This is a genomic window from Deinococcus wulumuqiensis R12, from assembly GCF_011067105.1.
In the GTDB taxonomy this organism is placed as follows: domain Bacteria; phylum Deinococcota; class Deinococci; order Deinococcales; family Deinococcaceae; genus Deinococcus; species Deinococcus wulumuqiensis.
Genome location: NZ_CP049357.1, coordinates 1701547 through 1722217, shown reverse-complemented (window position 1 = coordinate 1722217; position 20671 = coordinate 1701547). Strand labels below are relative to the sequence as shown.

General features: G+C 69.1%; 20 protein-coding genes. 14 read left to right on the top strand and 6 right to left on the bottom strand.

Annotation, left to right across the window (positions count from 1 at the left end; all coding sequences use genetic code 11):
* Positions 1-92: 92 nt before the first annotated feature.
* Both G6R31_RS08420 and G6R31_RS08415 read right to left on the bottom strand, forming a co-directional pair.
* On the bottom strand, positions 93-992 hold the full coding sequence (locus G6R31_RS08420; protein WP_025566830.1) for a carbohydrate kinase family protein: 900 nt from the start codon (positions 990-992) through the stop codon (positions 93-95).
* Between the two features lie 112 nt (positions 993-1104).
* The gene (locus G6R31_RS08415) at positions 1105-1788 is read right to left on the bottom strand and encodes an HAD family hydrolase (RefSeq protein ID WP_017870657.1); all 684 of its coding nucleotides are present in this window, start codon (positions 1786-1788) and stop codon (positions 1105-1107) included.
* A gap of 94 nt (positions 1789-1882) precedes the next feature.
* On the opposite strand from G6R31_RS08415, the gene G6R31_RS08410 reads away from it, so the two are divergent.
* Positions 1883-2629 carry an SDR family NAD(P)-dependent oxidoreductase gene (locus G6R31_RS08410; RefSeq protein WP_017870658.1) on the top strand — a complete coding sequence of 249 codons (747 nt, stop codon included), beginning with the start codon at positions 1883-1885 and terminating at the stop codon, positions 2627-2629.
* Positions 2630-2648: 19 nt separating this feature from the next.
* Here the strand turns inward: G6R31_RS08410 and G6R31_RS08405 are convergent, their stop codons facing one another.
* The gene (locus G6R31_RS08405; RefSeq protein WP_017870659.1) at positions 2649-3098 is read right to left on the bottom strand and encodes a response regulator; all 450 of its coding nucleotides are present in this window, start codon (positions 3096-3098) and stop codon (positions 2649-2651) included.
* Positions 3099-3353: 255 nt separating this feature from the next.
* Here G6R31_RS08405 and hisF point away from each other — a divergent pair, with 255 nt between their 5' ends.
* From hisF to argR, 9 genes are all read left to right on the top strand, one after another.
* The gene (gene hisF, locus G6R31_RS08400) at positions 3354-4139 is read left to right on the top strand and encodes an imidazole glycerol phosphate synthase subunit HisF (protein WP_025566832.1); all 786 of its coding nucleotides are present in this window, start codon (positions 3354-3356) and stop codon (positions 4137-4139) included.
* Positions 4140-4183: 44 nt separating this feature from the next.
* A complete protein-coding gene (gene hisIE / locus G6R31_RS08395) occupies positions 4184-4855 on the top strand; it encodes a bifunctional phosphoribosyl-AMP cyclohydrolase/phosphoribosyl-ATP diphosphatase HisIE (protein WP_017870661.1) in 672 nt (223 codons plus the stop codon).
* 38 nt (positions 4856-4893) lie between these two features.
* Positions 4894-5112 carry a hypothetical protein gene (locus G6R31_RS08390; protein ID WP_017870662.1) on the top strand — a complete coding sequence of 73 codons (219 nt, stop codon included), beginning with the start codon at positions 4894-4896 and terminating at the stop codon, positions 5110-5112.
* A gap of 205 nt (positions 5113-5317) precedes the next feature.
* Positions 5318-5914, top strand: a complete 597-nt coding sequence (locus G6R31_RS08385) for a TetR/AcrR family transcriptional regulator (RefSeq protein ID WP_017870663.1) — start codon at positions 5318-5320, stop codon at positions 5912-5914.
* Between the two features lie 105 nt (positions 5915-6019).
* Complete coding sequence (locus G6R31_RS08380) at positions 6020-7477, top strand: TolC family protein (protein WP_017870664.1); 1458 nt, start codon at positions 6020-6022, stop codon at positions 7475-7477.
* On the top strand, positions 7474-8511 hold the full coding sequence (locus G6R31_RS08375; RefSeq protein ID WP_017870665.1) for a TolC family protein: 1038 nt from the start codon (positions 7474-7476) through the stop codon (positions 8509-8511). The genes G6R31_RS08380 and G6R31_RS08375 overlap by 4 nt, the downstream gene beginning before the upstream one ends.
* A gap of 3 nt (positions 8512-8514) precedes the next feature.
* Positions 8515-9741, top strand: a complete 1227-nt coding sequence (locus tag G6R31_RS08370; RefSeq protein ID WP_017870666.1) for an efflux RND transporter periplasmic adaptor subunit — start codon at positions 8515-8517, stop codon at positions 9739-9741.
* 115 nt (positions 9742-9856) lie between these two features.
* Entirely contained in the window at positions 9857-13273 is a 3417-nt protein-coding gene (locus tag G6R31_RS08365; protein WP_017870667.1) for an efflux RND transporter permease subunit, read from the top strand.
* A 122-nt stretch (positions 13274-13395) separates the two neighbouring features.
* Positions 13396-13869, top strand: a complete 474-nt coding sequence (gene argR, locus G6R31_RS08360) for an arginine repressor (protein WP_017870668.1) — start codon at positions 13396-13398, stop codon at positions 13867-13869.
* A gap of 129 nt (positions 13870-13998) precedes the next feature.
* On the opposite strand, the gene G6R31_RS08355 is transcribed toward argR, so the two are convergent.
* Complete coding sequence (locus G6R31_RS08355) at positions 13999-14676, bottom strand: response regulator transcription factor (protein WP_017870669.1); 678 nt, start codon at positions 14674-14676, stop codon at positions 13999-14001.
* A 128-nt stretch (positions 14677-14804) separates the two neighbouring features.
* On the opposite strand from G6R31_RS08355, the gene G6R31_RS08350 reads away from it, so the two are divergent.
* From G6R31_RS08350 to G6R31_RS08340, 3 genes are all read left to right on the top strand, one after another.
* The gene (locus tag G6R31_RS08350; RefSeq protein WP_017870670.1) at positions 14805-16481 is read left to right on the top strand and encodes a sensor histidine kinase; all 1677 of its coding nucleotides are present in this window, start codon (positions 14805-14807) and stop codon (positions 16479-16481) included.
* A gap of 140 nt (positions 16482-16621) precedes the next feature.
* Entirely contained in the window at positions 16622-17725 is a 1104-nt protein-coding gene (locus G6R31_RS08345) for a S1C family serine protease (protein WP_017870671.1), read from the top strand.
* Positions 17726-18029: 304 nt separating this feature from the next.
* Positions 18030-18242, top strand: a complete 213-nt coding sequence (locus tag G6R31_RS08340) for a hypothetical protein (protein WP_017870672.1) — start codon at positions 18030-18032, stop codon at positions 18240-18242.
* Between the two features lie 48 nt (positions 18243-18290).
* On the opposite strand, the gene G6R31_RS08335 is transcribed toward G6R31_RS08340, so the two are convergent.
* Both G6R31_RS08335 and rlmB read right to left on the bottom strand, forming a co-directional pair.
* The gene (locus tag G6R31_RS08335; RefSeq protein WP_017870673.1) at positions 18291-19202 is read right to left on the bottom strand and encodes an aldose 1-epimerase; all 912 of its coding nucleotides are present in this window, start codon (positions 19200-19202) and stop codon (positions 18291-18293) included.
* 11 nt (positions 19203-19213) lie between these two features.
* A complete protein-coding gene (rlmB, locus tag G6R31_RS08330; RefSeq protein WP_017870674.1) occupies positions 19214-19942 on the bottom strand; it encodes a 23S rRNA (guanosine(2251)-2'-O)-methyltransferase RlmB in 729 nt (242 codons plus the stop codon).
* 232 nt (positions 19943-20174) lie between these two features.
* Between rlmB and G6R31_RS08325 the strand changes: the two genes are divergently transcribed.
* On the top strand, positions 20175-20666 hold the full coding sequence (locus G6R31_RS08325) for a Na+/H+ antiporter subunit E (protein ID WP_025566838.1): 492 nt from the start codon (positions 20175-20177) through the stop codon (positions 20664-20666).
* The last annotated feature ends 5 nt before the right edge of the window (positions 20667-20671 follow it).

Here is a 20671-nt window from a genome sequence, read left to right as displayed (position 1 = left end):
TATCAAAGCAGGTCTCCTGTGCGTGAAGTCGTTTCAACCTCACCGTACCGGAGATCTCTCCTTTACCCCCTCGAAACTGTCCGCACCATTGATTACCCGCCTTCTACTTCTTCCCGCGTGGGCGCGTACGCCCCGGCGTGGGCACAGGTCACGGCGGCGGCCCGCAGCCCGAACTTCAGGTGGTCGGTCCACAGCCGGTCGGGGTGTTCGGTGGCGCTGACCAGCAGCCCGGCGCACAGGCTGTCGCCCGCGCCCACCGTGTCGGCCACCTGCACCGGGGGTGCGGGCAGGTCCACCCGTCCGGCGCTGTGGTACAGGGTCGCGCCCGCCGCTCCCCGCGTGACCACGATGGGGCAGCGGGGGTTGAGGCCGCGCAGCTCCTGCATGGCCCGCGCCTCGCCCGCGCCGGGGAAGAAAAAGGCCAGATCCTCGTCGCTGAACTTGAGGAGGTCGGCCCGTTTGGTAACCGCCGCGAACACTGCCGGATAGTCGGGGTGGTGGTGCGCGGTGCGGGCGTTGGGGTCGAAACTGAGGCGCACCCCCGCCGCCCGCGCCGATTCGATGACGCCGAGCAGCGTGTTGGCCAGCGGCCAGCGGGCGAGGCTGATGCCGCCCACATGCAGCCAGCGGGCCGCGCCCAGCCAGCCGCCCGGCAGCCGGGTGGGGTCGAAATGCAGGTCGGCGCTGTTTTCGCCCAGAAAGCGGTACTTCGGGGGCCGGGCGCTGTAGACCACCGCCATCAGGGTGGGGACAGGCCAGCGCTGCAAAAAGCGGGGGTCGAGGCCCGCCTCCAGCGACTCGCGCCAGAGGTCGTCGCCGAAGTTGTCCTGCCCCACCGCGCCCGCAAAGGCGCTGGGCACCCCCAGCCGGGCGCAGGCGCGGGCCACGTTCCAGCCCGCGCCGCCGGGGTGCGCGTGCCAGGCGTTGCCCCCGGCGGTCACGAGGTCGGTCAGCGCTTCGCCCGCGCTCACGATCAGGGGCAGGGAGGTCATGGGGCGCAGCATACGGGCGCCGCGTCCTCAGCGAATAGACCCCCCCGGCAGACGTGTCCTTCCCCGGAGGCGGCAGCGGGCTACGCGGCACCGGGCTACGTGCTGCCGGGGTTCAGCTCGTGGCCTTTTTCAGTTCCGCCAGCAGCTCGGCGGGGTCGCTCAGCACATGCGGCTCGGTGTTCAGACCCGGAGACCCCCCGGCCCGCAGCACCACGCACGCGACCCCGGCAGCGCGGGCGGCGCGGGCGTCGTAGGTGGTGTCGCCCACGAACAGCGCCTGCGCCGCGCTCACCCCAGCTTTGGCGAGGGCCGCCTGAAGCACGTCGGGCGCGGGCTTGGTCCGCTGCACCTCGTCCGAGCGCACCCGCAGCGGCACGAGGTCGCCCACGCCGATCTGCTCCAGCAGCGCGTCCACGATGTCGTCCTCGCCGCTCGACGCGAGCACCACCTTCAGCCCCTGCGTGCGCGCCCATTCCAGCAGCTCGCGGGCGCCGCCCAGCGGGGCAATCTCCGGAATCATCGGCCCGAAATGGTCCTGCCAGCCCTGCACCAGTGCCTTGCCGAGTTCGCTCCGGTCACTCTCGCCGGTCAGGGCGGGCACGAGCTGGTCGCCGCCCATGCCGATCAGGGGCCGCACCTCACTTTCCTCGCGGGTGATGTCCTGGTCGGCCAGGGCCTGCACCCAGGCGCGGGCGTGCGCGTCGTTGGAGTCGGCCAGGGTGCCGTCGAGGTCGAGCAGCAGCGCCCGCAGGTCCGGGACAGCGGGCAGCGCGGGGGTCTGGGGAGAAAGGCGCATACCGGCGTACGTTACGCCCGCCGGGGACGGGCAGACTTTCGGAAAACCTTGAGTCAAAGCGGAGGCGGGGGTGCCCTCCGCTCAGACTGGGGCCATGACGGACCTTCCTCTGGTGGTTGTGACCGGCGCGGCCCGCGGCATAGGCCGGGCCATCGCCGAGCTGTATGCCGAGCGCGGGCACCCGGTGCTGGGGGCCGACCTGGGCCTGCCGCCTGCCCTGGCCGGGCAGCGCCGGGTCAAGGCGGACATCACGACCGCTGCCGGACGCGCCCGAATTATGAAGGCGGCCCGCGAGCAGGGGCCGGTCGGGGTGCTGGTTCACAACGCCGCGTATCAGGACGCGCACGGCAGCGTGCTGGAGGTCAGCGAGCGAGGCTGGGCGCGGACCCTGAACGTCAACCTGACGGCGCCGCTGCTGCTCACCCGTGAGCTAATCGAGCTGCTCCCCTCCGGCAGTGCGGTGGTCAATGTCGCCAGCGTGCAGGGCCTGTTCGCCGAGCAGGGCAACGCCGCCTACAACGCCTCCAAGGGCGGGCTGGTCAACCTGACCCGCGCCATGTGCCTGGACCTCGCCCCGCGCGGCGTGCGGGTCAACGCGGTGGCTCCCGGCGCCATCGCCACCGAAGCCGTCTTGCAGGCGATTGCCGACAGCGACGACCCCGAACGGACCCGCCGCGACTACGAGGACCTGCACGCCCTGCGGCGTCTGGGCACCCCGCGTGAGGTCGCGCAGCTCGTGTACTTCCTGGGCAGCCCCGAGGCGAGTTTCCTGACCGGGGCGATTGTGCCGGTCGATGGCGGCATGACCGCCAGTTTCATGATGGCGGGGCGGCCCGTCTGACCGCATTTGGAGAACGGCTCTAGGCCAGACCTTTCAGGCCGGTCAGGTCGCCGCTGGCCCCGGACCCGCCGGAGGAGAGCCAGCGCCGCCGGACCCGCGCCAGCGCTTCCCGGAACTTGTCGAGGTCGAGGGCCTTGACCACGTAGTCGTTGGCCCCGTGCGCGTAGGACGCCTGCCGGTCACGGGCCTCGCTGCTGGTGGTGAGCACGACGACCGGAATATTGCGGGTCTGTTCCCCGGCCCGCAGCGCGTCGAGCACCTCCAGGCCGTTCATCTGGGGCATGTTCAGGTCGAGCAGAATCAGGCCGGGCTGCTCGGCGGGGCCGCTCTGACCCTGCAGGTAGTCGAGCGCTTCACGGCCACTGGAAGTCACCTTGACCTCGGCAACCTCGTCGGCGTCCAGCGCCAGCAGGGTCAGTTCGACGTCGTGGGGGTTGTCGTCGACCAGCAGAATCGAGCAGTGATCCATAGGGAAAGCCTCCGGAACTTCAATATATGAAAGAAACGTCAAGCTTCCGTGAACTTGACACTATTTTGGCACAGCCCCGGCCTTTCAGCCGTTCAGCCAGGGAGGTGTCCAGACAGGGAGTTCACTGCGTTCCCAGCGCGACTGGGCCAGAAGCCGTGTCAGGCGCTTGCCGAAGGTGAAAAAGGCGCCCGCGAGGTTCCGGCGGTCTGCACAATGCCGCCCGCGCCGGAAGACCGGGCGGCTATGCTGCGGGGCGTGCTCGCCAAACGCATCGTTCCCTGCCTGGATGTCCAACATGGCCGCGTGGTCAAGAACGTGCGTTTTTTCGAAAACCACCGTGACGCGGGCGACCCCCTGCGGCTCGCGCAGGCGTACGAGGCGCAGCAGGCCGACGAACTCGTCTTTTACGACATCACTGCGACCCATGAAGGCCGCTCACTGATGCTGGACGTGGCGGCGCGGGTGGCCGAGCAGGTGATGATGCCGCTGACCGTGGGGGGCGGGGTCAATGCGCTGTCCGACTTCCGGCAGTTGCTGCTCGCCGGGGCCGACAAAATCAGCGTGAACAGCGGCGCGGTCCGGCGCCCCGAACTGATTCGCGAGGCGAGCGACCACTACGGGGCGCAGTGCGTGATGCTCAGTATCGACGCCAAGCGGCGCCCGAATGGGCAGGGCTGGACCGTGCACGTCGGCGGCGGGCGGGTGGACACCGGCCTGGACCTGCTGGAATGGGCGCGGCGCGGTCAGGAACTCGGCGCTGGAGAACTGTGCCTGAACGTGATGGACGCCGACGGCACCCGCGCGGGCTTCGACCTGGAAGCGACCCGCGCCGTGGCCCGTGAGGTGGACCTGCCCGTCATCGCGTCGGGCGGAGCAGGCAAATTGCAGGACTTCCGCGACGTGCTGACCACCGGCGAAGCCGACGCCGCGCTCGCCGCCAGCGTCTTTCATTTCGGCGAATTGACGGTGCCGCAGGTCAAGGCGTACCTGGCTGGGGAGGGCGTGGCGGTGCGGCCCGAGTGGAAAGGCAAGGCAGACTAAAAACTACGTGCCCACCGAACTTTTGCTCCCCTGGAGGATTTGCCATGACCGACCTTTCCCAGCTCAACTTTGACCAGAGCGGCCTGATTCCCGTCGTCACCCAGGACGCCCGCACCGGCACGGTGCTGATGCAGGCGTATGCCGACCGCGCCGCCCTGGAACGCACCTTGCAGACCCGCGAGGCGACGTACTACAGCCGCTCACGCGGGGAGCAGTGGGTCAAGGGCCAGACCAGCGGCCACACGCAGCGCGTTCTCAGCGTGCAGGCCGACTGCGACGGCGACAGCCTGCTCTACCGCGTGGAACAGACCGGCCCGGCGTGCCACACCGGGGAATACTCGTGTTTTTGCCGCCCGCTGCTGGGGGAAGACGCGCCGGGGGCAGCGCAGCCGGACACCGGACTGGACGGCACGCTGGAACGCGTCTACGCCACCATTTCCGAGCGGCTTGCCACCCTGCCGGAAGGCAGTTACGTGGCGCGGCTGCACGCCGGGGGCCTGGACCGGGTGCTGAAAAAAATCAGCGAGGAAGCGGGCGAGGTGTTGCTCGCCGCCAAGAACGCCGACCGTGCCGAACTGTCCACCGAAGTGGCCGACCTGCTGTTTCACACCCTGTTCGCGATGGCCGAGGTGGGCGTTTCCCCCGCCGACGTGGCCGCCGTCCTGCGCGGGCGCGAGGGCAAAAGCGGGCTGAAGGGGCCGAAAGAAGTGGGCTGAGCGCCGCTGACAGCCAAGTGCCCGACTATGCTGCTCCCATGACCGCTGACCCGCGCCTGTCCCGACTGCTTGCCGCCGAACCTTACTGGGTGGCCCGCGCCATGCAGGAGCAGGGAAGCCGGTTTTACCGGGCGCTGGGGCAGGCGCTCGAAGCGGCGGACGCCCAGAACCGCCGCCTGATTTACGCGACCTGGACGGCAGAGTGTTGGGACTTTTACGAGCGCGGTGAACGGCTGCGACAGGCCGAGGAAGGCTAATCTCGCTTTGAAAAATAGTTTGGGTAGCCAGTCCATCTTTACGAATGGAGTGAGCCGGAGAAAACGCGGGAGTGAACGGCGCAGAGGGGTAGCAGAGCTTCGACCATCAGCCAGCGACGCACGATCAGCGCAGCGGAACCAGCAACAACCGAACTTGTAAACCCGCCTACAGTCGAACCTGCGATTAATGAGCCTATACTCACTTATGGCCCGGCCCCGCACGATTACCGACGAACGGCTGCTGGAAGCGGCCCGCGAGGTGTTTCTGGAACAGGGCGTGTCGGCCACCACGTCGGCCATCGCGCGGCGGGCGGAGGTGTCGGAAGGCACGCTGTTCAAGCGCTTTTCGACGAAAGAAGAACTGTTCGAGGCGGCGATGGGCCTGCACGACTACGGCCTGTGGCGCGCGGAGTTGCTTGCCCAGGTGGGGCAGGGCGAAGTGCGGCGCAACCTCGAACGGGCGGCGCTGGCGCAGATTGCCGAGGCCAAGCGGCTGTTTCCGCACCTGACCGCCGTATTCGCGCGGGGCTACAGCCCGGAGCACAACCCGTTGCTGCGGCGCCTCGACGACCCTGTTCGCCACGACGCCGACGCCATAGCCCGTTACCTGCGGGAAGAAACCGCGCTCGGGCGCGTGCGGCCCCACGACTCCGACGTGGCCGCGCTGGGCGTGGTCGGGGCCACCGGGCAGTACATCCACCGCGAGCACCTGCTGCCGTGCGAACCGGGGCGCGAGGCCATAGACGCCGGACGCTTCGTGCGCGGGCTGTTCGACATGCTGTGGCCGGGGCTGAGGCCATGAGCTGACTTCCCGGTCAAATAGTGAGTCGCCACTTTCTTTCTCCTCTTTCCTCCCCTGAGGTTGCTTTTGAAACACCGATGCCTTTTTTCTCTGCTTCTGCCTGCCGTGCTTGGGGTGGCCGCCGCGCAGGGCGCTCCCCCCCCGACGTCGCCCCCTCCGGCCCCGGCCCCCGCTCTCAGCGCGGCGCAGCCTGCCGCCCTGAACCTGCCGCAACTTTTGCGTGACCTCCGCACCTCCCCCGGCTGGCGGGGGGCCGACCTGACCTACCGCGCCGCCGAACTGGGACTGCAAAGCGCCCGTGCCCGTGCGGGCCTGACGGTGCAGGCGGGGGCCAGTGCCACCCTCAGCAAGTTTCCCTGGGACAGTGGCGACTGGGCGCTGAGTCCGGCGGTGACGGCTTCTTTCGCGCTTCCGGTACTGCCCTGGTCGCCGCAGCGCGAAGGAGTGCGGAGCGCGGAACGGGTGCTGAGCGCCGCCGCCATCGAGTTGCGCTCCGCGCGGGCCGGGCTGACGGTGCAGGCGCTTCAGGCCTACGCGAGTGCCCGCAACGCCGCCGCTGCTCGGCAACTCGCCGCCGCGCAACTGGCCCTGGCCGACAACCTGCTGCATGTCGCCGGGCAACAGCGCGAACAGAACCTGATTTCGCAGGCCGCGTTGCTGGAGCGTCAGGCCGCCGCCGAGCAGGCCCGCGCTGCCGCCGAGCAGACGGACCGGGGCCTGACCCTCGCCGCCGCGCAGCTTTCGCGGGTGCTGGGCCGGAGTGTCACCCTGTCGGGCAATCCCGCCGACTACGCGCCCGTCGGCACGCTGGTTCCGGCAGGGCTGCTGGAACAGCCGCTCGACGCCCTGCTCGCCCGCGCCCTCACCCAGCGGCCTGAACTTGCCCGCGCTCAGGCGGGACTGGCCGACGCGCAGGCGGCCCTCGCTGCCGCCGAACGCGACCAGAAGGTGCCGGACCTCACCGCCTCGGTGCAGGCCGGACAGGTTTCGGGCAGTGGCGCCGGGCGCACGGTGGGCGGCAGTTTCGGCCTGAAGTCCGGCACGGTGTCGGGGCAGGTCAATTTCCCGCTCACGGAACCGACCACCAAAGTCACCGCGCCGGGGCCGGACGGGGCGCCCGTGACCCGCGAAGTGGCGCTGCCGAGCGGCCTCGCCCTCAACCTCAGCGGCACCTTCACCCTGCTCGGCAGCGGGCGCTCGCAGGCCACCGCGCAGGCGCAGGCGGCGACGGAGCAGGCCGCCCTCGCCCTGGACAGTGCGCGGCAGGGCGTGGAACTGGAGGTCCGTTCACGCTTTGCCGACCTGGAAAATGCCCGCGACGCTCTGACCGCCGCCCGGACCTCGCTGACCCGTGCCGAAACGGGCCTGAACGACGCCCGCGCCCGGCTGGAAGCGGGGCTGGGAACGGCCCTCGAAGTCGCGCAGGCCGAACTCGCCCTGACGCAGGCCCGCCAGACCCTCGCCAACCTGGAGGCGCAGGTTGCCCTCGCCGCCCTGAACCTCGCGCAGGCCACCGGCGACCTCGACCCGCTGCTGCTCACCCCACCCGGAGAACGCCCATGAAAAAGATTGCTTCTGCCCTGCTGCTGACCCTCGCCCTTTCGCCCGCCGCCGCCGCCCAGACGCGGCTGACCCTCGCCAGTGCCGTGAGTCAGGCCCTCCAGAACGGCCCCGACGTGACCAGCGCCCGCGCCAACCTGCAAAAGGCGCAGGCCAACTTGCGGGCGGTGCGGGCCGACCCCACCTCTATCGTCACCACGCTCACCCAGGCCGAGCAGGACGCCGCCGCTCAGCTCGCCGCCTTGCAGGGGGGCAAACTTTCCACCGCGCAGACCGTCATCGGTCAGTACGTCGCCGCGTATGAGGCGCAGGGCCGCATCAACCTCAACCGCGCCCAGGTCGCGCTGGACGAACGCAACCTGCAGATTGCCCGCGCCCGACTCGAAGCCCGCGTCGCCACGCCACTGGACGTGAGCCGCGCCCAGACCAGCCTGAACAGCAACCGTCAGGAACTCGCCGACGCCCAGGCCCAGCTCCCGGTGCTCGAAGCGCAGCTCGCCCGCACCCTGGGCCTGAATGCGGGGACCAATCTGGTGCTGGCCGCGCCGCCTGCGCCGCCCAAACTCAGCGTCTCGCTCGCTGCCCTGCAAAGTGGGCTGGACAAGCGCCTGCCCAGACTGGTGCAGGCGGCGAACGGCGCGGCCCTCGCGCAGCTTCAGGTCAAGCTCTCGAACAACGACTACACCCCGGCCCGCACCCTGCAAGACGCCCAGATTGCCCTCGCCAACGCCCAGCGCACCCTGAACGACGCGACGCGGGCGAGCAGAACCGGGGTCAGCGACGCCTACCGCGCCACGCAAAACGCCGCGCGGCAACTGGACATCGCCCGGCAGCAGGCCGCCAACGCGCAGACCGCGCTCACCCAGGCCCAGGCCCGGCTCAAGGCCGGAACCGCCGCCGCCGTCGAGGTGCAGCAGGCACAGGTCCAGGCGCAGCAGGCCAGCCTCGGCGTGCAGCAGGCGCAGGGCGGGCTGTGGCAAGCACTGGCCGCGCTCGGGGCCGCCAGCGGGATGGACGTGACGGGGCTGGTGAAGTAAGGCGTGAAACCACAGAAGGCCGCTCCCTTCGCGGGCCTACTGCTGAGCGCCCTCCTGCTCGCCAGTTGCTCGCCCGAGTCTGAAACCAAGGCCAACGACCTCGACGCCGCGCCGCCCAAGACGACCACGCTCAGTGTCCGGACCGTGACGGCCCAGACCGGCACCCTGACCGCCCAGCGCAGCGCCAGCGCGACCATTCAGGCCGAGCGTGACAGCCAGGTGGCGACGCAGTCTTCCGGCACCGTGCAGAGCATTCCCGTGTCTCAGGGCGAGGCGGTCGCCAGGGGAGACGTGCTGGTCAAGCTCGACGACACGGGGCAGCAGCAGGCGCTGGAAAATGCCCGGCTGCAACTGCGGCAGGCGCAAATCGGCCTCACCCAGACCCAGCAGACCACCACCCAGGCGACGGGGGCGCTCCAGGCGAGCGTGACCTCGGCCCAGGCGGCCCTGGCCCAGGCCGAGCAAAGCGCCCAGAGCGCCGAAAAGCTCTATGACCTTGGCGGCATCAGCCTCGCCGACCTGCAAGCCGCCCGCTCGCAACTCGCGCAGGCGCAGTCGCAACTCGCGCAGGCCCGCAACGCGCTGGACCAGAACGGGCGCAGCGCTCAGAACTCGGTGCCGCTCTCGCAGGTGCAGCTCGACACCGCCCAGGCCGCCGTGCGCCAGGCCGAAGAAAATCTGCGCCGCACCGCCGTCCGCGCTCCCTTTGCCGGAACGGTGGCCGACGTCCTGACCGAGGTGGGCGAGTTCGCCGGACAGGGCACCCCCGTCGTTCGTCTGGTGGACCCCGGCAGCGTCCGCGCCCGCGTGGGCGTGCCCACCGCCGACGCCGCCGCGCTGACGGAGGGCGTCAAGTTCAACCTGACCTACGGCGGCAAAAGCTACGTGGCGACGGTGGTGGACAGTTCGGGCATCGCCGGACAAAACCGCCTGGTGCCGATTACCGCGACCATCGAGGGCGGCCAGGAGTTGCCCGTCGGGGCCACCGCCCGCGCCAGCTACCGCGCCAAGCTGGGCAGCGGCCTGCTGATTCCCGCTGGAGCCTTGCAGGTCGAAGGCGGCGAAAACGCCGTGTATGTCGCCAGAAACGGCAGGGCCGAGCGCGAAGTCGTGCAGGTCGTGGCCGAGAGCGGCAACCGGGTGGCAGTTTCGGGCCTTCAGAGTGGCGACGCGGTCATCAGTCCCCTGCCTGCCGGGGTGCAGGACGGGGCGAAGGTGGTGGTGAAGTGAGGGGGGCGGAAGGCAGAAGGCGGATGGCTGAAGGCAGATGGCAGATGGCCGATGGCGGATGGCCTCTTGCACTGCACTCTTCACCCTCCACCCTTGACGCTCCGCAGGAGCAGCCATGAGTACGCACCTCGACGAGGCCGAGTTCAGGTCCGGCGGCACGCTGCCCGACGGCACGCCCGAGCCGCCCATTCACCCGCTGGTGCGCTTCAGCGTCAAGAACTACGTCTTTTCCATCGGCATTTTCGTCATGGTGGTGCTGCTGGGGCTGGTGTCGACCTTCCGGCTGGGCGTGGAGCTGCTGCCCAACTTCGAGGTGCCGGTGCTGGCGGTCAGCACGACCTACCCCGGCGCCAATCCCGACCAGGTGGACCGCGAGGTCAGCCGCCGGGTGGAAGACGCCGTGAGCACCCTCTCGGGCGTCACCGACATCAACACCACCTCGGTCAGCAACCAGTCGGCGGTGGTCATCACCTTCAGCGACGCCACCGACATCGACTCGGCGGCCAACTCGGTGTCGCAGGCGGTGGCGGCCATTCGCGGCGCCCTGCCCGACGGCGCGGAGGCTCCGGTGGTGCAGAAGTTCGACCCCAACGCCCAGCCCATCGTGACGCTGGCGCTGCTCGGCGGCTCGGCGCGGCCCAGCGAGGTGACGGCCTTTGCCGAAGACACCCTCGTGCCCCGCTTGCAGCGCGTGGAGGGCGTGGCCGACGTGACCGTGAGCGGCGGCCCCGAACGGCAGGTGCAGGTGCTGCTCGACCCCGTGCGGCTGCAGACCTTCGACCTCTCGCCCGCGCGGGTCAGCGGGGCCGTGGGCGCCTCGGCCCTCGACCTGCCTGCCGGGACACTCGATACGGGCGGCGCGACCACCTCCTACAGCACCCGCAACACCCCCCGCAGCGCCGCCGACGTGGGCCGCATCGTGGTGGACCCGGCGACGGGTCTGCGTGTGAGCGACGTGGCGACGGTGCGCGACGCCAGCGCGGCGGCCAGCAGCTACGCCCGCGTCAACGGGCAAAGCGCCGTGCTGCTCAATGTCCGCAAGGCGAGCGGCACCAACTCGGTGGCCGTGACCGACAACGTGAGGGCGGCGATGGAGCAGCAGCGCCTCCCGGCGGGCTACAAGCTCACCCTCGCCAGCGACACCACCACCAGCACGCGGGCGACGGTGAAAGACACCTTCGGGGAATTCCTGATCGCGGTGGCGGCGGTGGGCCTGATCTGCCTGCTGTTCCTGGGGCGGCTGAACACCGTCTTTGCCGTCGTCCTCGCCATCCCCATTTCCATCAGCGCCGCGCCGCTGCTCTTCGGCACGATGGGCATCACCTTCAACATCATCTCGCTGCTCGCCATCATCGTCGCTATCGGCATCGTGGTGGACGACTCCATCGTGGTGGCCGAGAACGTGCAGCGCTACCGCGACCTGGGCTACTCCACGCTGCGGAGCGTGCTGCTCGGCGGCTCCGAAGTGTTTTCCGCCGTCACCGCCGCCAGTTTCTCGCTGCTGGCGGTGCTGATTCCCCTCAGTCTGATGCCGGGCATCCTGGGGCAGTTCTTCAAGCAGTTCGGCCTGGGCATCGCCGCCGCCATCGTGCTGAGCTGGCTGGAAAGTCTGCTGTTCCTCACCGTCCGCATGGCCTACACGAACGAGCCGCAGCGCGTCACCTGGGCCGACCTGCCTAACGTGCTGCGCCGCCTGCCGCTGACCTTCCGCGAGTCGCTGAGCGGTGTCAGGACGTTCGGGGGCCTGTTCTGGCTGGCAGTGGCCGGGGCCGCGACGTATTTCGGCCTCAGCCGCGCCGGGCTGCCTGCGGTGGCGGCGGGCGTCCTGTGCCTGCTGCTCGCGCCGGTGGTGCTGACCGCCGTGCGCTACCTGCTCACGGTGCTCTACGCCCTGCTCGAAGCGTTGACCGAGACGCTGCACACCCTCACGCTGAGCGGCGTCAACCGCGTGGCCCGCGCCTACGCCCGCTCGCTGGCGGGGGCCCTGCGGCGGCCCGGCGCGGTGATGCTGATCGCGGGGCTGTTTCTGCTCAGCGCCCCGCTCGCCCTGCGCGGCCTGGGCTTCGCGTTCGTGCCGAGCAGCGACAGCGGTATTGCGACGGTCAGCCTGACCCTCCCCGTGGGCACGCCGCTTTCCGTCACCGACGAACTGACCCGGCAGGTGGAAGACAAGCTGCTCGCCCGCCCGGAGGTCAGGCTGGTGCAGACCGCGTCGGGCAGCAGTGGGCAGCTCGGCGGCGCCAACGCCAACACCTCCGACCTGACGCTGACGCTCGTGCCCAGATCCGAACGTCCGGGTCTGGATGAACTGCTCGAACGCTACCGCCGCGAACTCGCGCCCGTCGTGGCCCGCTTTCCCGGCACCGAACTGCTGGTGGCGGGGCAGGCGGTGGGACCGGGCGGCAGTGCCGACATCTCGCTCGCGCTGACCGCCCCGAGTCAGGCGCTGCTCGAAGAACGCAACCGCGCTCTCGTTCGCCTGCTCGCTGCCGACCCCAACATCCGCACGGTGGAAAGCAGCCTGTCGGCCACCCGGCAGGAGCGCACCTTCGTGCCTGACCCGGTGCGGCTGAGCGGCACGGGCCTGAGTGCCAGCGACGTGGCGCAGGCGCTGCGCACCTACAACGACGGCACGGTGGCCGGGCAGGTGCGTGACGGCGACCGCAGCGTGGACATCGTGGTGCGGCTCGACCCCGCGCTGGTGGCGGGCGAGCAGAGCCTCCTGTCGCAGACGCTGTACTCGCCCGCTCTGGGGGCCAACGTGCCGCTTTCCAGCCTGGGCCGCTTCGAGGTCGCGCAGGCGCCCGCCACCCTGCGGCGCTTCAACAAGGCCTATGCTGCCACCGTCGACATTAATCTCGTCTCGGGCGGCCCCAACCCCTTCGCGTACCAGAAGGAACTGGAGCAGCGCGTCGAGAAGGCGGGCCTGCTCGCGGGCGGCGTGTCCCTGGGCAACGCCAACTCCTTCGGCAGCGCGGGGCTGACCGGCGACCTGATTTTCTACGGCCCGATTCTGATGGCCGCGGCGGTGCTGCTGACCTATCTGGTGCTGGGCAGCCAGTTCAACTCGTTCCGTTACCCGGTTTACCTGCTGCTGCCCATCCCGCTCGCCATCGTGGGGGCGCTGTGGACGCTGAGTTTGTTCGGCGTGAACCTGGACGTGATTACCGTGCTGGGGATGGTGATTTTGCTCGGCCTGTCCACCAAGAACTCCATTCTGTACCTGGAATTCGTCACCGAGCGTGCCCGCGTCTTGCCGCTGCGTGAGGCGCTGCTCGAAGCCGCCGAACTGCGCTTCCGGCCCATCCTGATGACCACGCTGACGGTGCTGGTGATTTCCATTCCGCTGATTCTGGGCCACGGCGAGGGCGCCGAGTTTCGCCGGGGCCTGGGCATCGTGATTCTGGGCGGCGTGATTACGAGCACCCTGCTCACCTTCTACGTGGTGCCGAGCGTCTTCTGGCACTTCGAGAAAAAGCGGATGCCCCGTCCTGCGCTGGGGGCAGAAGCAGCCGCCACTCCAACCGCCTGACCACGAAACCGCAAGAGGAGTCCCCTTCCGAATCCTGGAAGGGGTTCTCTTTTGCCATCTGCCATCTGCCTTCCGCCCCCAGCCATTTGCCCTTTCCTCTGTATATGCATAGAATATTCAGAATGCTGGGCAAGGAAATTGGCAAGGACCACAGACAGAAACGAATTCAGGACATCATCCTGCGCGAGAGCGTGTCCACGCAGGCCGAACTGGTCAAACTGCTGGCAAAGGAAGGCGTGCAGGTCACGCAGGCCACCGTCAGCCGCGACATCAACGAGCTGCGGCTGGTGCGGGTGCCCATCGGCAAGGGGCGGCACCGCTACGCCCTGGCGCAGTACGGCGGCGACAGCGACATCGAGGAGCAGCTCGCCCGGCTTTTTCAGAGCTTCGTGCAGGACGTGGACCGGGGCGAGAACATCCTGGTCATCCGCACCGCCGACGGGCACGCCTCGGGGGTCGCGCTGCTGCTCGACCGCTGGAAACGCGACGACATCGTGGGCACGCTGGCGGGCGAAGACACCATCATGGTCGTGGCCCGCACCACGGGCGAGGGCGAAAGCCTGATGGAAGAGTTCAATGCGCTGATGCTGGGGTAGGTGCGGATGGCAGATGGCTGAAGGCAGATGGCTAATGGCAGATGGCGAAAGAAAACCCCTTCCGAATCGTGGAAGGGGATTTCTTTTAGCGGTTCGACCTTTAGACGGTTTCGACGGTTCAACCTCCCGTCATTCCTCGCGCAGCACGTAGCCCACGCCACGCACCGTGTGAATCAGGCGTCTCTCGCCGCCTTCCTCCAGCTTGCGGCGCAGGTAGCCGATGTACACGTCCACGACGTTGCTGCCACCCGTGTACTCGGGCCAGACCTTTTCCTCGATTTCGAAGCGCGAAAAGACCTTGCCGGGGTTGCGGGCGAGCAGTTCGAGCAGTTCGAACTCTTTGGCCGACAGCTCGACCCGGCGCCCACCCCGGAAAATCTCGCGCCCGTCGAGGTTCATCACCAGGTCGGCCACCCGCACTTCACCGGTCACGGCGGGGTTGACGCGGCGCAGGTGGGCACGCACGCGGGCCAGCAGTTCCTCGATGGAAAAGGGCTTGATGAGGTAGTCGTCGGCGCCCGAGTCCAGCCCTTCCACCTTGTCCTGAATGCCGTCCTTGGCGGTCAGGATGATGATGGGCGTGTTGCTGGTCTTGCGGATGCGGCGGGCGACTTCCAGGCCGTCGAGCACCGGCAGCATCAGGTCGAGAATGACCAGGTCCGGGGCCACTTCGCGGAATTTCGACAAGCCGGTCACGCCGTCAAAGGCCACCTCGGTGGCGTAGCCCTCGGCGGCCAGTTCCAGCTCGATGAAGCGGGCAATATCTTTTTCGTCTTCGATGACGAGGACGAGCGGCTTGCGTTCCATACCCGCAGTGTAATAAGTCTTCTCATGAGAAGGCGGCGCCGTGTCCTTAAGTTGTATTCATCACAATTTGGGAGAAGGCTTCCTGTGCCTGTCACGCGGCTGGGGGCCGCCGCCGTACACTGCCGGACGTGACCACGGTCAGCCCGCCTCCCCCCGCCCCCGCACCGGAGTCTGCGCCGCCCCGGCGCGGGCTGCTGCGGCCCTCGTCGCTGCAACTGCGGCTGACGCTGCTGTACGCCGCTTTGCTGGCGCTGCTGCTCGCTTCGGTGTACGGCGCCGCGCTGGTCCTGATGCGCAGCAGCCTGACCACCGGCCTCGACGAAGGGATGCGCAACACCTACAGCCAGTTCAGCGAGCTGGTGGCGCAACTCGCCCTCGACTCGCCCGCCACCGAGCAGGAGCGCGACAAGGAAGGCGTGCTGCCCCGCGCCCGCACCCTGTTTCCCAACGACGCGATTCAGATCGAGAAGCTGCCCTTCGTGAACCACCAGCAGCTTCTGACGCGCCTGGGAAGCGCCCAGCAGCCCGCCGACCGCGTGCAGGAGTTGCAGGTGGTGCGCTCGCAGCTCACCAAGTACCGCTACCCGGTCACGGTCAACCGCCTCGCTCCGCTGGAACTGACCGACGCCGAGCTGCTCAACCTGATCAAGTCGCCCACGGGCCGCATCTTCGTCGCCCGGCAGATTCGTGAGCCGTACAGCGACAAGACGGTGCCCTACCGGGTGCTGGTCACGCTGGCGGCGGTGCAGTACGCGCCCCGGCCCATCGTGTCTCTCGGCAACGCGACGGTGGACCTCATGCCGCTGCCGGTGCTGTCCATCATCTACGTGGGGCGCAGCGTGGCGGGCATCGAGGACACGCTGGGACGGCTGCAACGGGTCTTTGCCATCGTGATGCTGTTCGGGGCGCTGCTGGCGGGCACGCTGGCCTACGTGCTGGCGGGCCGGGCGCTGCGGCCCCTGCAGGAAGTGCGGCAAGCCGCCGAGCGCATCGGGGGCCAGACCCTGACCGAGCGCGTGCCCGAGCCGCAGACCGGCGACGAGGTGCAGGCCCTCGCCCGCTCGCTCAACGCCATGCTGGGGCGCCTGGAGGCGAGTTTCGAGGCGCAGCGCCGCTTTACCAGTGACGCCAGCCACGAACTGCGCACCCCCGTCACCGCCATCAGCGGGCACGCCAGTTACCTGCTGCGCCGCACCAACCCCGGCGGGCAGGAACGCGAAAGCCTGAACATCATCCGGTCCGAGGCCGAGCGGCTGACCAACCTGATCGCCAGCCTGCTGCAACTCGCCCGCTCCGACAGCGGGGCGCTGACGCTGCACCCGGCGCCCGTCTTTTCGCGGCTGTTTCTGGACGACGTGAGCCGCGAACTCGCGCCGCTGGCGAGCGGCCAGGGGTCGGAGCTGCGGGCGAGAGGCCCCGACATCGCCTTCGAGGGCGACCCCGACCGGCTGCGACAGGTGGTCATCAATCTGGTGGGCAACGCGCTCAAGGCCGGGTCCAGAACCGTCACCCTGGAAAGCAGCGAACAGGAGGGAGGCCGTGAGGTGCGCCTGAGCGTGCGCGACGACGGCCCCGGCATTCCGCCCGAGCACCTCTCGCGCCTCTTTGACCGCTTTTACCGCGTGGAAGACAGCCGCAGCCGCGACCAGGGCGGTGCGGGCCTGGGCCTGAGCATCGCCAAAGGCATCGTGGACGCGCACGGCGGGCGCATCTGGCTGGAAAGCGAGGTCGGACGCGGCACCGTGGCGCACGTACAGCTCCCGGTGGGCGACGTGCCGGTGCTGGACGAGGAGGACGTGCCGTAGGGGGCGGATGGTAGATGGCAGATGGCTTGCTTAAGCTTTGGCCTGAGCCAGCCATCTGCCTTCTGCCATTCGCCCTCCGCCCTCCGCCTTCTGCACCCCCGCGCACCTTCCCCTGCCCGCGCCCGGCCTAGACTCGGCGGGTGCGGCGCTTTCCTGTTCTGTTTCCCCTGCTTCTGCTGCTGGCGCTGACCGGTTATCTGCTGCCGGCCCGGTCTCCGCAGGGAGAGCAGGCGCCGACCCCGCCCGCTGCCGTCACGCCCCTGCCGCAGGCGCTGCCCGCAGAGGAGCGCGACCTGTTCGCGGCGCTGCGCCCGGCGGTGGTGCGGGTGGACAGCGTGAACATGGCGACACGGACCGGGGGACTGGGCACCGGCTTTTTCGTCAGCGGGCAGGGGAGGGTGCTCACGGCGTACCACGTGGTCAAGGCGGGGCAACTGTTTCAGGTGACGACCCTTTCGGGCAAAACCTACCCGGCGCGGGTCACGGCCTTCGACGAGGCGGCGGACGTGGCGCTGCTTCAGGTCACGCGGGGAGGCCCGTTTCCCTTTCTGGAACTCGCCAGCCAACCGCCGAAGGTGGGCGAACGGGTGCTCGCCATCGGCAACAGTGGCGGGGACTTTTTGCAGCCCCGGCGCGGCGAACTGCTGCGGCTGAACGCCGAGGCGGGCCGCAGCGATTTTCCGGCGGGCACGCTCGAAATGAACGCGCCGCTGGCCCAGGGCGACAGCGGCGGGCCGATTTTCAACGGGCGCGGCGAGGTGCTGGGCGTGGTGAGCTATGTCCGGGTCAGCGGCGACGGGGTGACGCGGGCCAGTTACGCGGTGCCGGTGCCGGGCGGCGGCGAACTCATCGGCGCCCTGCAAGCGGGGGAAAAGCGCGAGTCGCCGCTGACCGCGCTCGTCGGTCTCGCGTTCGACCAGAATCACAGCGGCCTGACCGACCCGCCCGGCGCCGTGATTCTGCGCGTGACCCCCGGCAGCGCCGCCGCCCGTGCGGGATTGCGCGGGTGCGTGGCCGACCGCCAGGGCCAGCTCACTGCGCTGGGCGACGTGATTCTGAGCATCGGCGGCGTGCGGACGCCCGACAGCGGCACCGCGCTCGATCAGGTCAAGCGGCTCAAGGTGGGCGACCGGGTGGAAGTCGAGTACCTGCGCGGCGGGCAGCGTACGCGAACCACGCTGACCCTGCGGGCGCAGCCGGTGGGCAAGACCCCACTGGACGCCCAGCCCTGCACCCGGCAGTAATACGGATTCCGCTTAATTCCTGCACAGTCGGGAAAGCGCCGCCTATGCATCCATATCGCGGAATCCGTATTTTTTCCTACTCGCATCCGCTCTGCTGAGCAGCTTTGCAAGTCGGATTGAATCTGAAACGACCAGATTCAATCGGAATCCGTATGAGTAGAAGAAAATACGGGACTGAACGGCGCGAAGGAGATGGCGGCGCTTTTCCGACATCTCCGAAGAAGAGTCCAGTCCTGTATAAGGGTGGAGAATCCCGCAAGCCCCTTCCTATCCGGTTCGGGCGCTGCTCGGGCACCATGCAGGGATGTCGAGAGCTTTTGTCAAGGAAGACGGGGGCGAACGCTGGACCCCGCCCACCAAGGCCGGTGACTACCGGGTGGTCGTCGAAACGCTGGACGGTCCCGAAATCGTCTTCGAGACGGGCGACCTGCTCGGCGCCCTGCGCTGGGCCGCCGCCCGCCCCGGCGCCGGTTTCGAGGTGCGCGGCAAGGACGGGCGGCTCCTGGCCGTGAGCTGAAATAGGAGGGGGCGGCGGGGCTAAAGCTGCGACCCTCCACTCTCTCCCTTACCAGTCCCCGTCCAGCGTCAACCGCACCGCCCCGGCCAGCGCCTGCCCAGGGGCCAGCACCCGCATGTCGGTTCCGGGCACCCCCCGCGCCGCCAGGTTGAAGGCGTCGGTGGCGTGGCTGGTCGGCTCCAGCGCGAGGCTGCCGTCCGGCGCGGCAAAGACGACGAAATGCGAGAACACGGGATCGGCGGTCAGCGTCAGGGTGCGCCTCCCCCAGTCGAGGCGGGCCACGCCGTCCCAGGCCGTGTACGTGGCGTCGGGTGAGCGGGTGCCCACCGGGGCGGGCAGGCGGAAGTCTTCCCCGGGCCGGACCGGGCGGGCGGCCTCCGTCGGCAATTGCCGCTCGTCCGTGTCGTAGAGCAGCGCGGCACCGAAACTCAGCGCCGGGTCCACCCCGTCCTGAAGGCGCTGAAAATAGGGATGCAGGCCCATTCCGGCGGGCATCGGGCGGGGGTCGGCGTTCGTCAGGACCACGCTGGTGTCGAAATGCGGCCCGTGCAGGCGGTACTCGACCTCGGCGGTGACGTGCCAGGGCCAGTTGAAGTCGGGAAACGCCCGGCTGTCGAAGGTGCAGCGCAGGTGCGCGCCGCTCTCCCGCGTGACCTGCCAGGGCCGGTTTCTCACGTCGCCGTGCTGGGTCAGGCCGTCTTTCGTCGTCACCCGCAGCTGCGTTTCCTCGCCGCCGAAGGTGAAGCGGGCGTGCCGGATGCGGTTGGAAAACGGCAGCAGCGTGAAGCTGGCGCACTGGCTGCTCGTTTCGACCTCTGGCAGCGCCACCGGACGCAGCACCGGGCGGCCCGACACCGAGCGCAGGTTCAGGATGCTGGCGCCGAGATCGGGCACAATCTCCAGTTCGAGCGCCTCGCTGCGGATGGTCTCGGTGCGCCGGTTCATGCTGGGCCGGTTCATGCTGGGATGGCTCACTTCTTGCCCCGGCCCCGCGTCATCTCATGCAGCAGGATGCCCGCCGCCACCGAGGCGTTGAGGCTCTGGACCTGTCCGCGCACCGGGATACTGACCAGCACGTCGCATTTCTCGCGCACCAGCCGCCGCATTCCTTCGCCCTCGGCCCCGATGACCAGCGCCGCCTTGCCGGAAAAGTCGGTGAGAGTCACGTCCTGCGCCGCTTCGCCCGCCGCGCCGTAGACCCACACGCCGTCGGCCTTGAGCTGGTCGATGAGCCGGGGCAGGTTCTTCGTCTGGGCGACGGGCAGGTAGGCGGTGGCCCCGGCGGCGGTTTTGGCGACCACCGGCGAGAGGGGGGCCGAGCGCCGCTCCTCCACGACCACGCCGTGCGCCCCGAGCACCTCCGCCGAGCGGATGATCGCGCCGAAGTTGCGCGGGTCGGTCACGCCGTCGAGCAGCACCATCAGCAGCGGCTCGCCGCTGGCCTCGGCGCGGTCGAGGATGTCGTCCACCGTCGCCCACGCCAGCTCCTCGACCTCGGCCACCACGCCCTGATGCTGCGTGGTTCCCACGAGCTGGTCGAGTTCGATGCGCGGCAGCCAGCGCACCCGCACGCCTGCCTCGCGGGCGAGGTCCTGCACCTGCCGGGCGAAAGCGTCCTCGACCCCACGGGCGAGCACCACCTCGGACACCCGTCCGGCGGGCAGGGCTTCGAGCACCGGGTTTCTTCCGTAGAGCAACATGTGCAGGAGTCTAGAGCAGTTCTCCGAATTACGTGATGCGCGTAACGGCACCCCGCATCACTCCATTCTCTCCTGCGGACTCGCAGAGCTGCCCCGCAGAGCTTTGCAAGTCCGCCCTGCTCAGTGTTTTGCACTCGCTCTCTGCGAGCTGTCCCAGTCCGCTCGCCAAAAAGACGTTGCGTCTTTTTGTCAAATGCTCTAGGACGAAAGGTCCGGGTGCTAGCCTGTGCCGGTGAACGGCCTTGCCCTCAACCTGATTCTGGCGCTGGTCTGGGCGCTGTTTCTGGGCGAGGTCAACCTGCGCAGCCTGAGCATCGGCTTCGGGCTGGGCTTCGGGGTCATGACCGTCTTTCACCGGGCGCTGGGCAGCCGGGCCTATGTCCGCTCGGTGGGCGGGGCGCTGCGGCTGGTCGCCTACTTCGTGGCCGAACTGGTGCGGGCCAACGTGCAGATGGCGCGTCTGGCGCTGCGTCCCCACCCGCCGCTCAACCAGATGATCGTCGCCGTTCCGCTGCGGCTGCGCGGCGAGGGGGCACTGACCCTGCTCACCGCGCTGACGGGCCTGATGCCGGGCACCGTCACGCTGGGCTTTGCACCCGAGCAGGACCGCATGTATGTCCACGCGACGGGGCTGGAGAACGGGGACGCCGTGCGCCGCAGCGTGCAGGAAATCGAAACGCGGCTGCTGCAGGTGCTGGGGGAAAAGCAGCCCTCCTCTGCCTGATACGG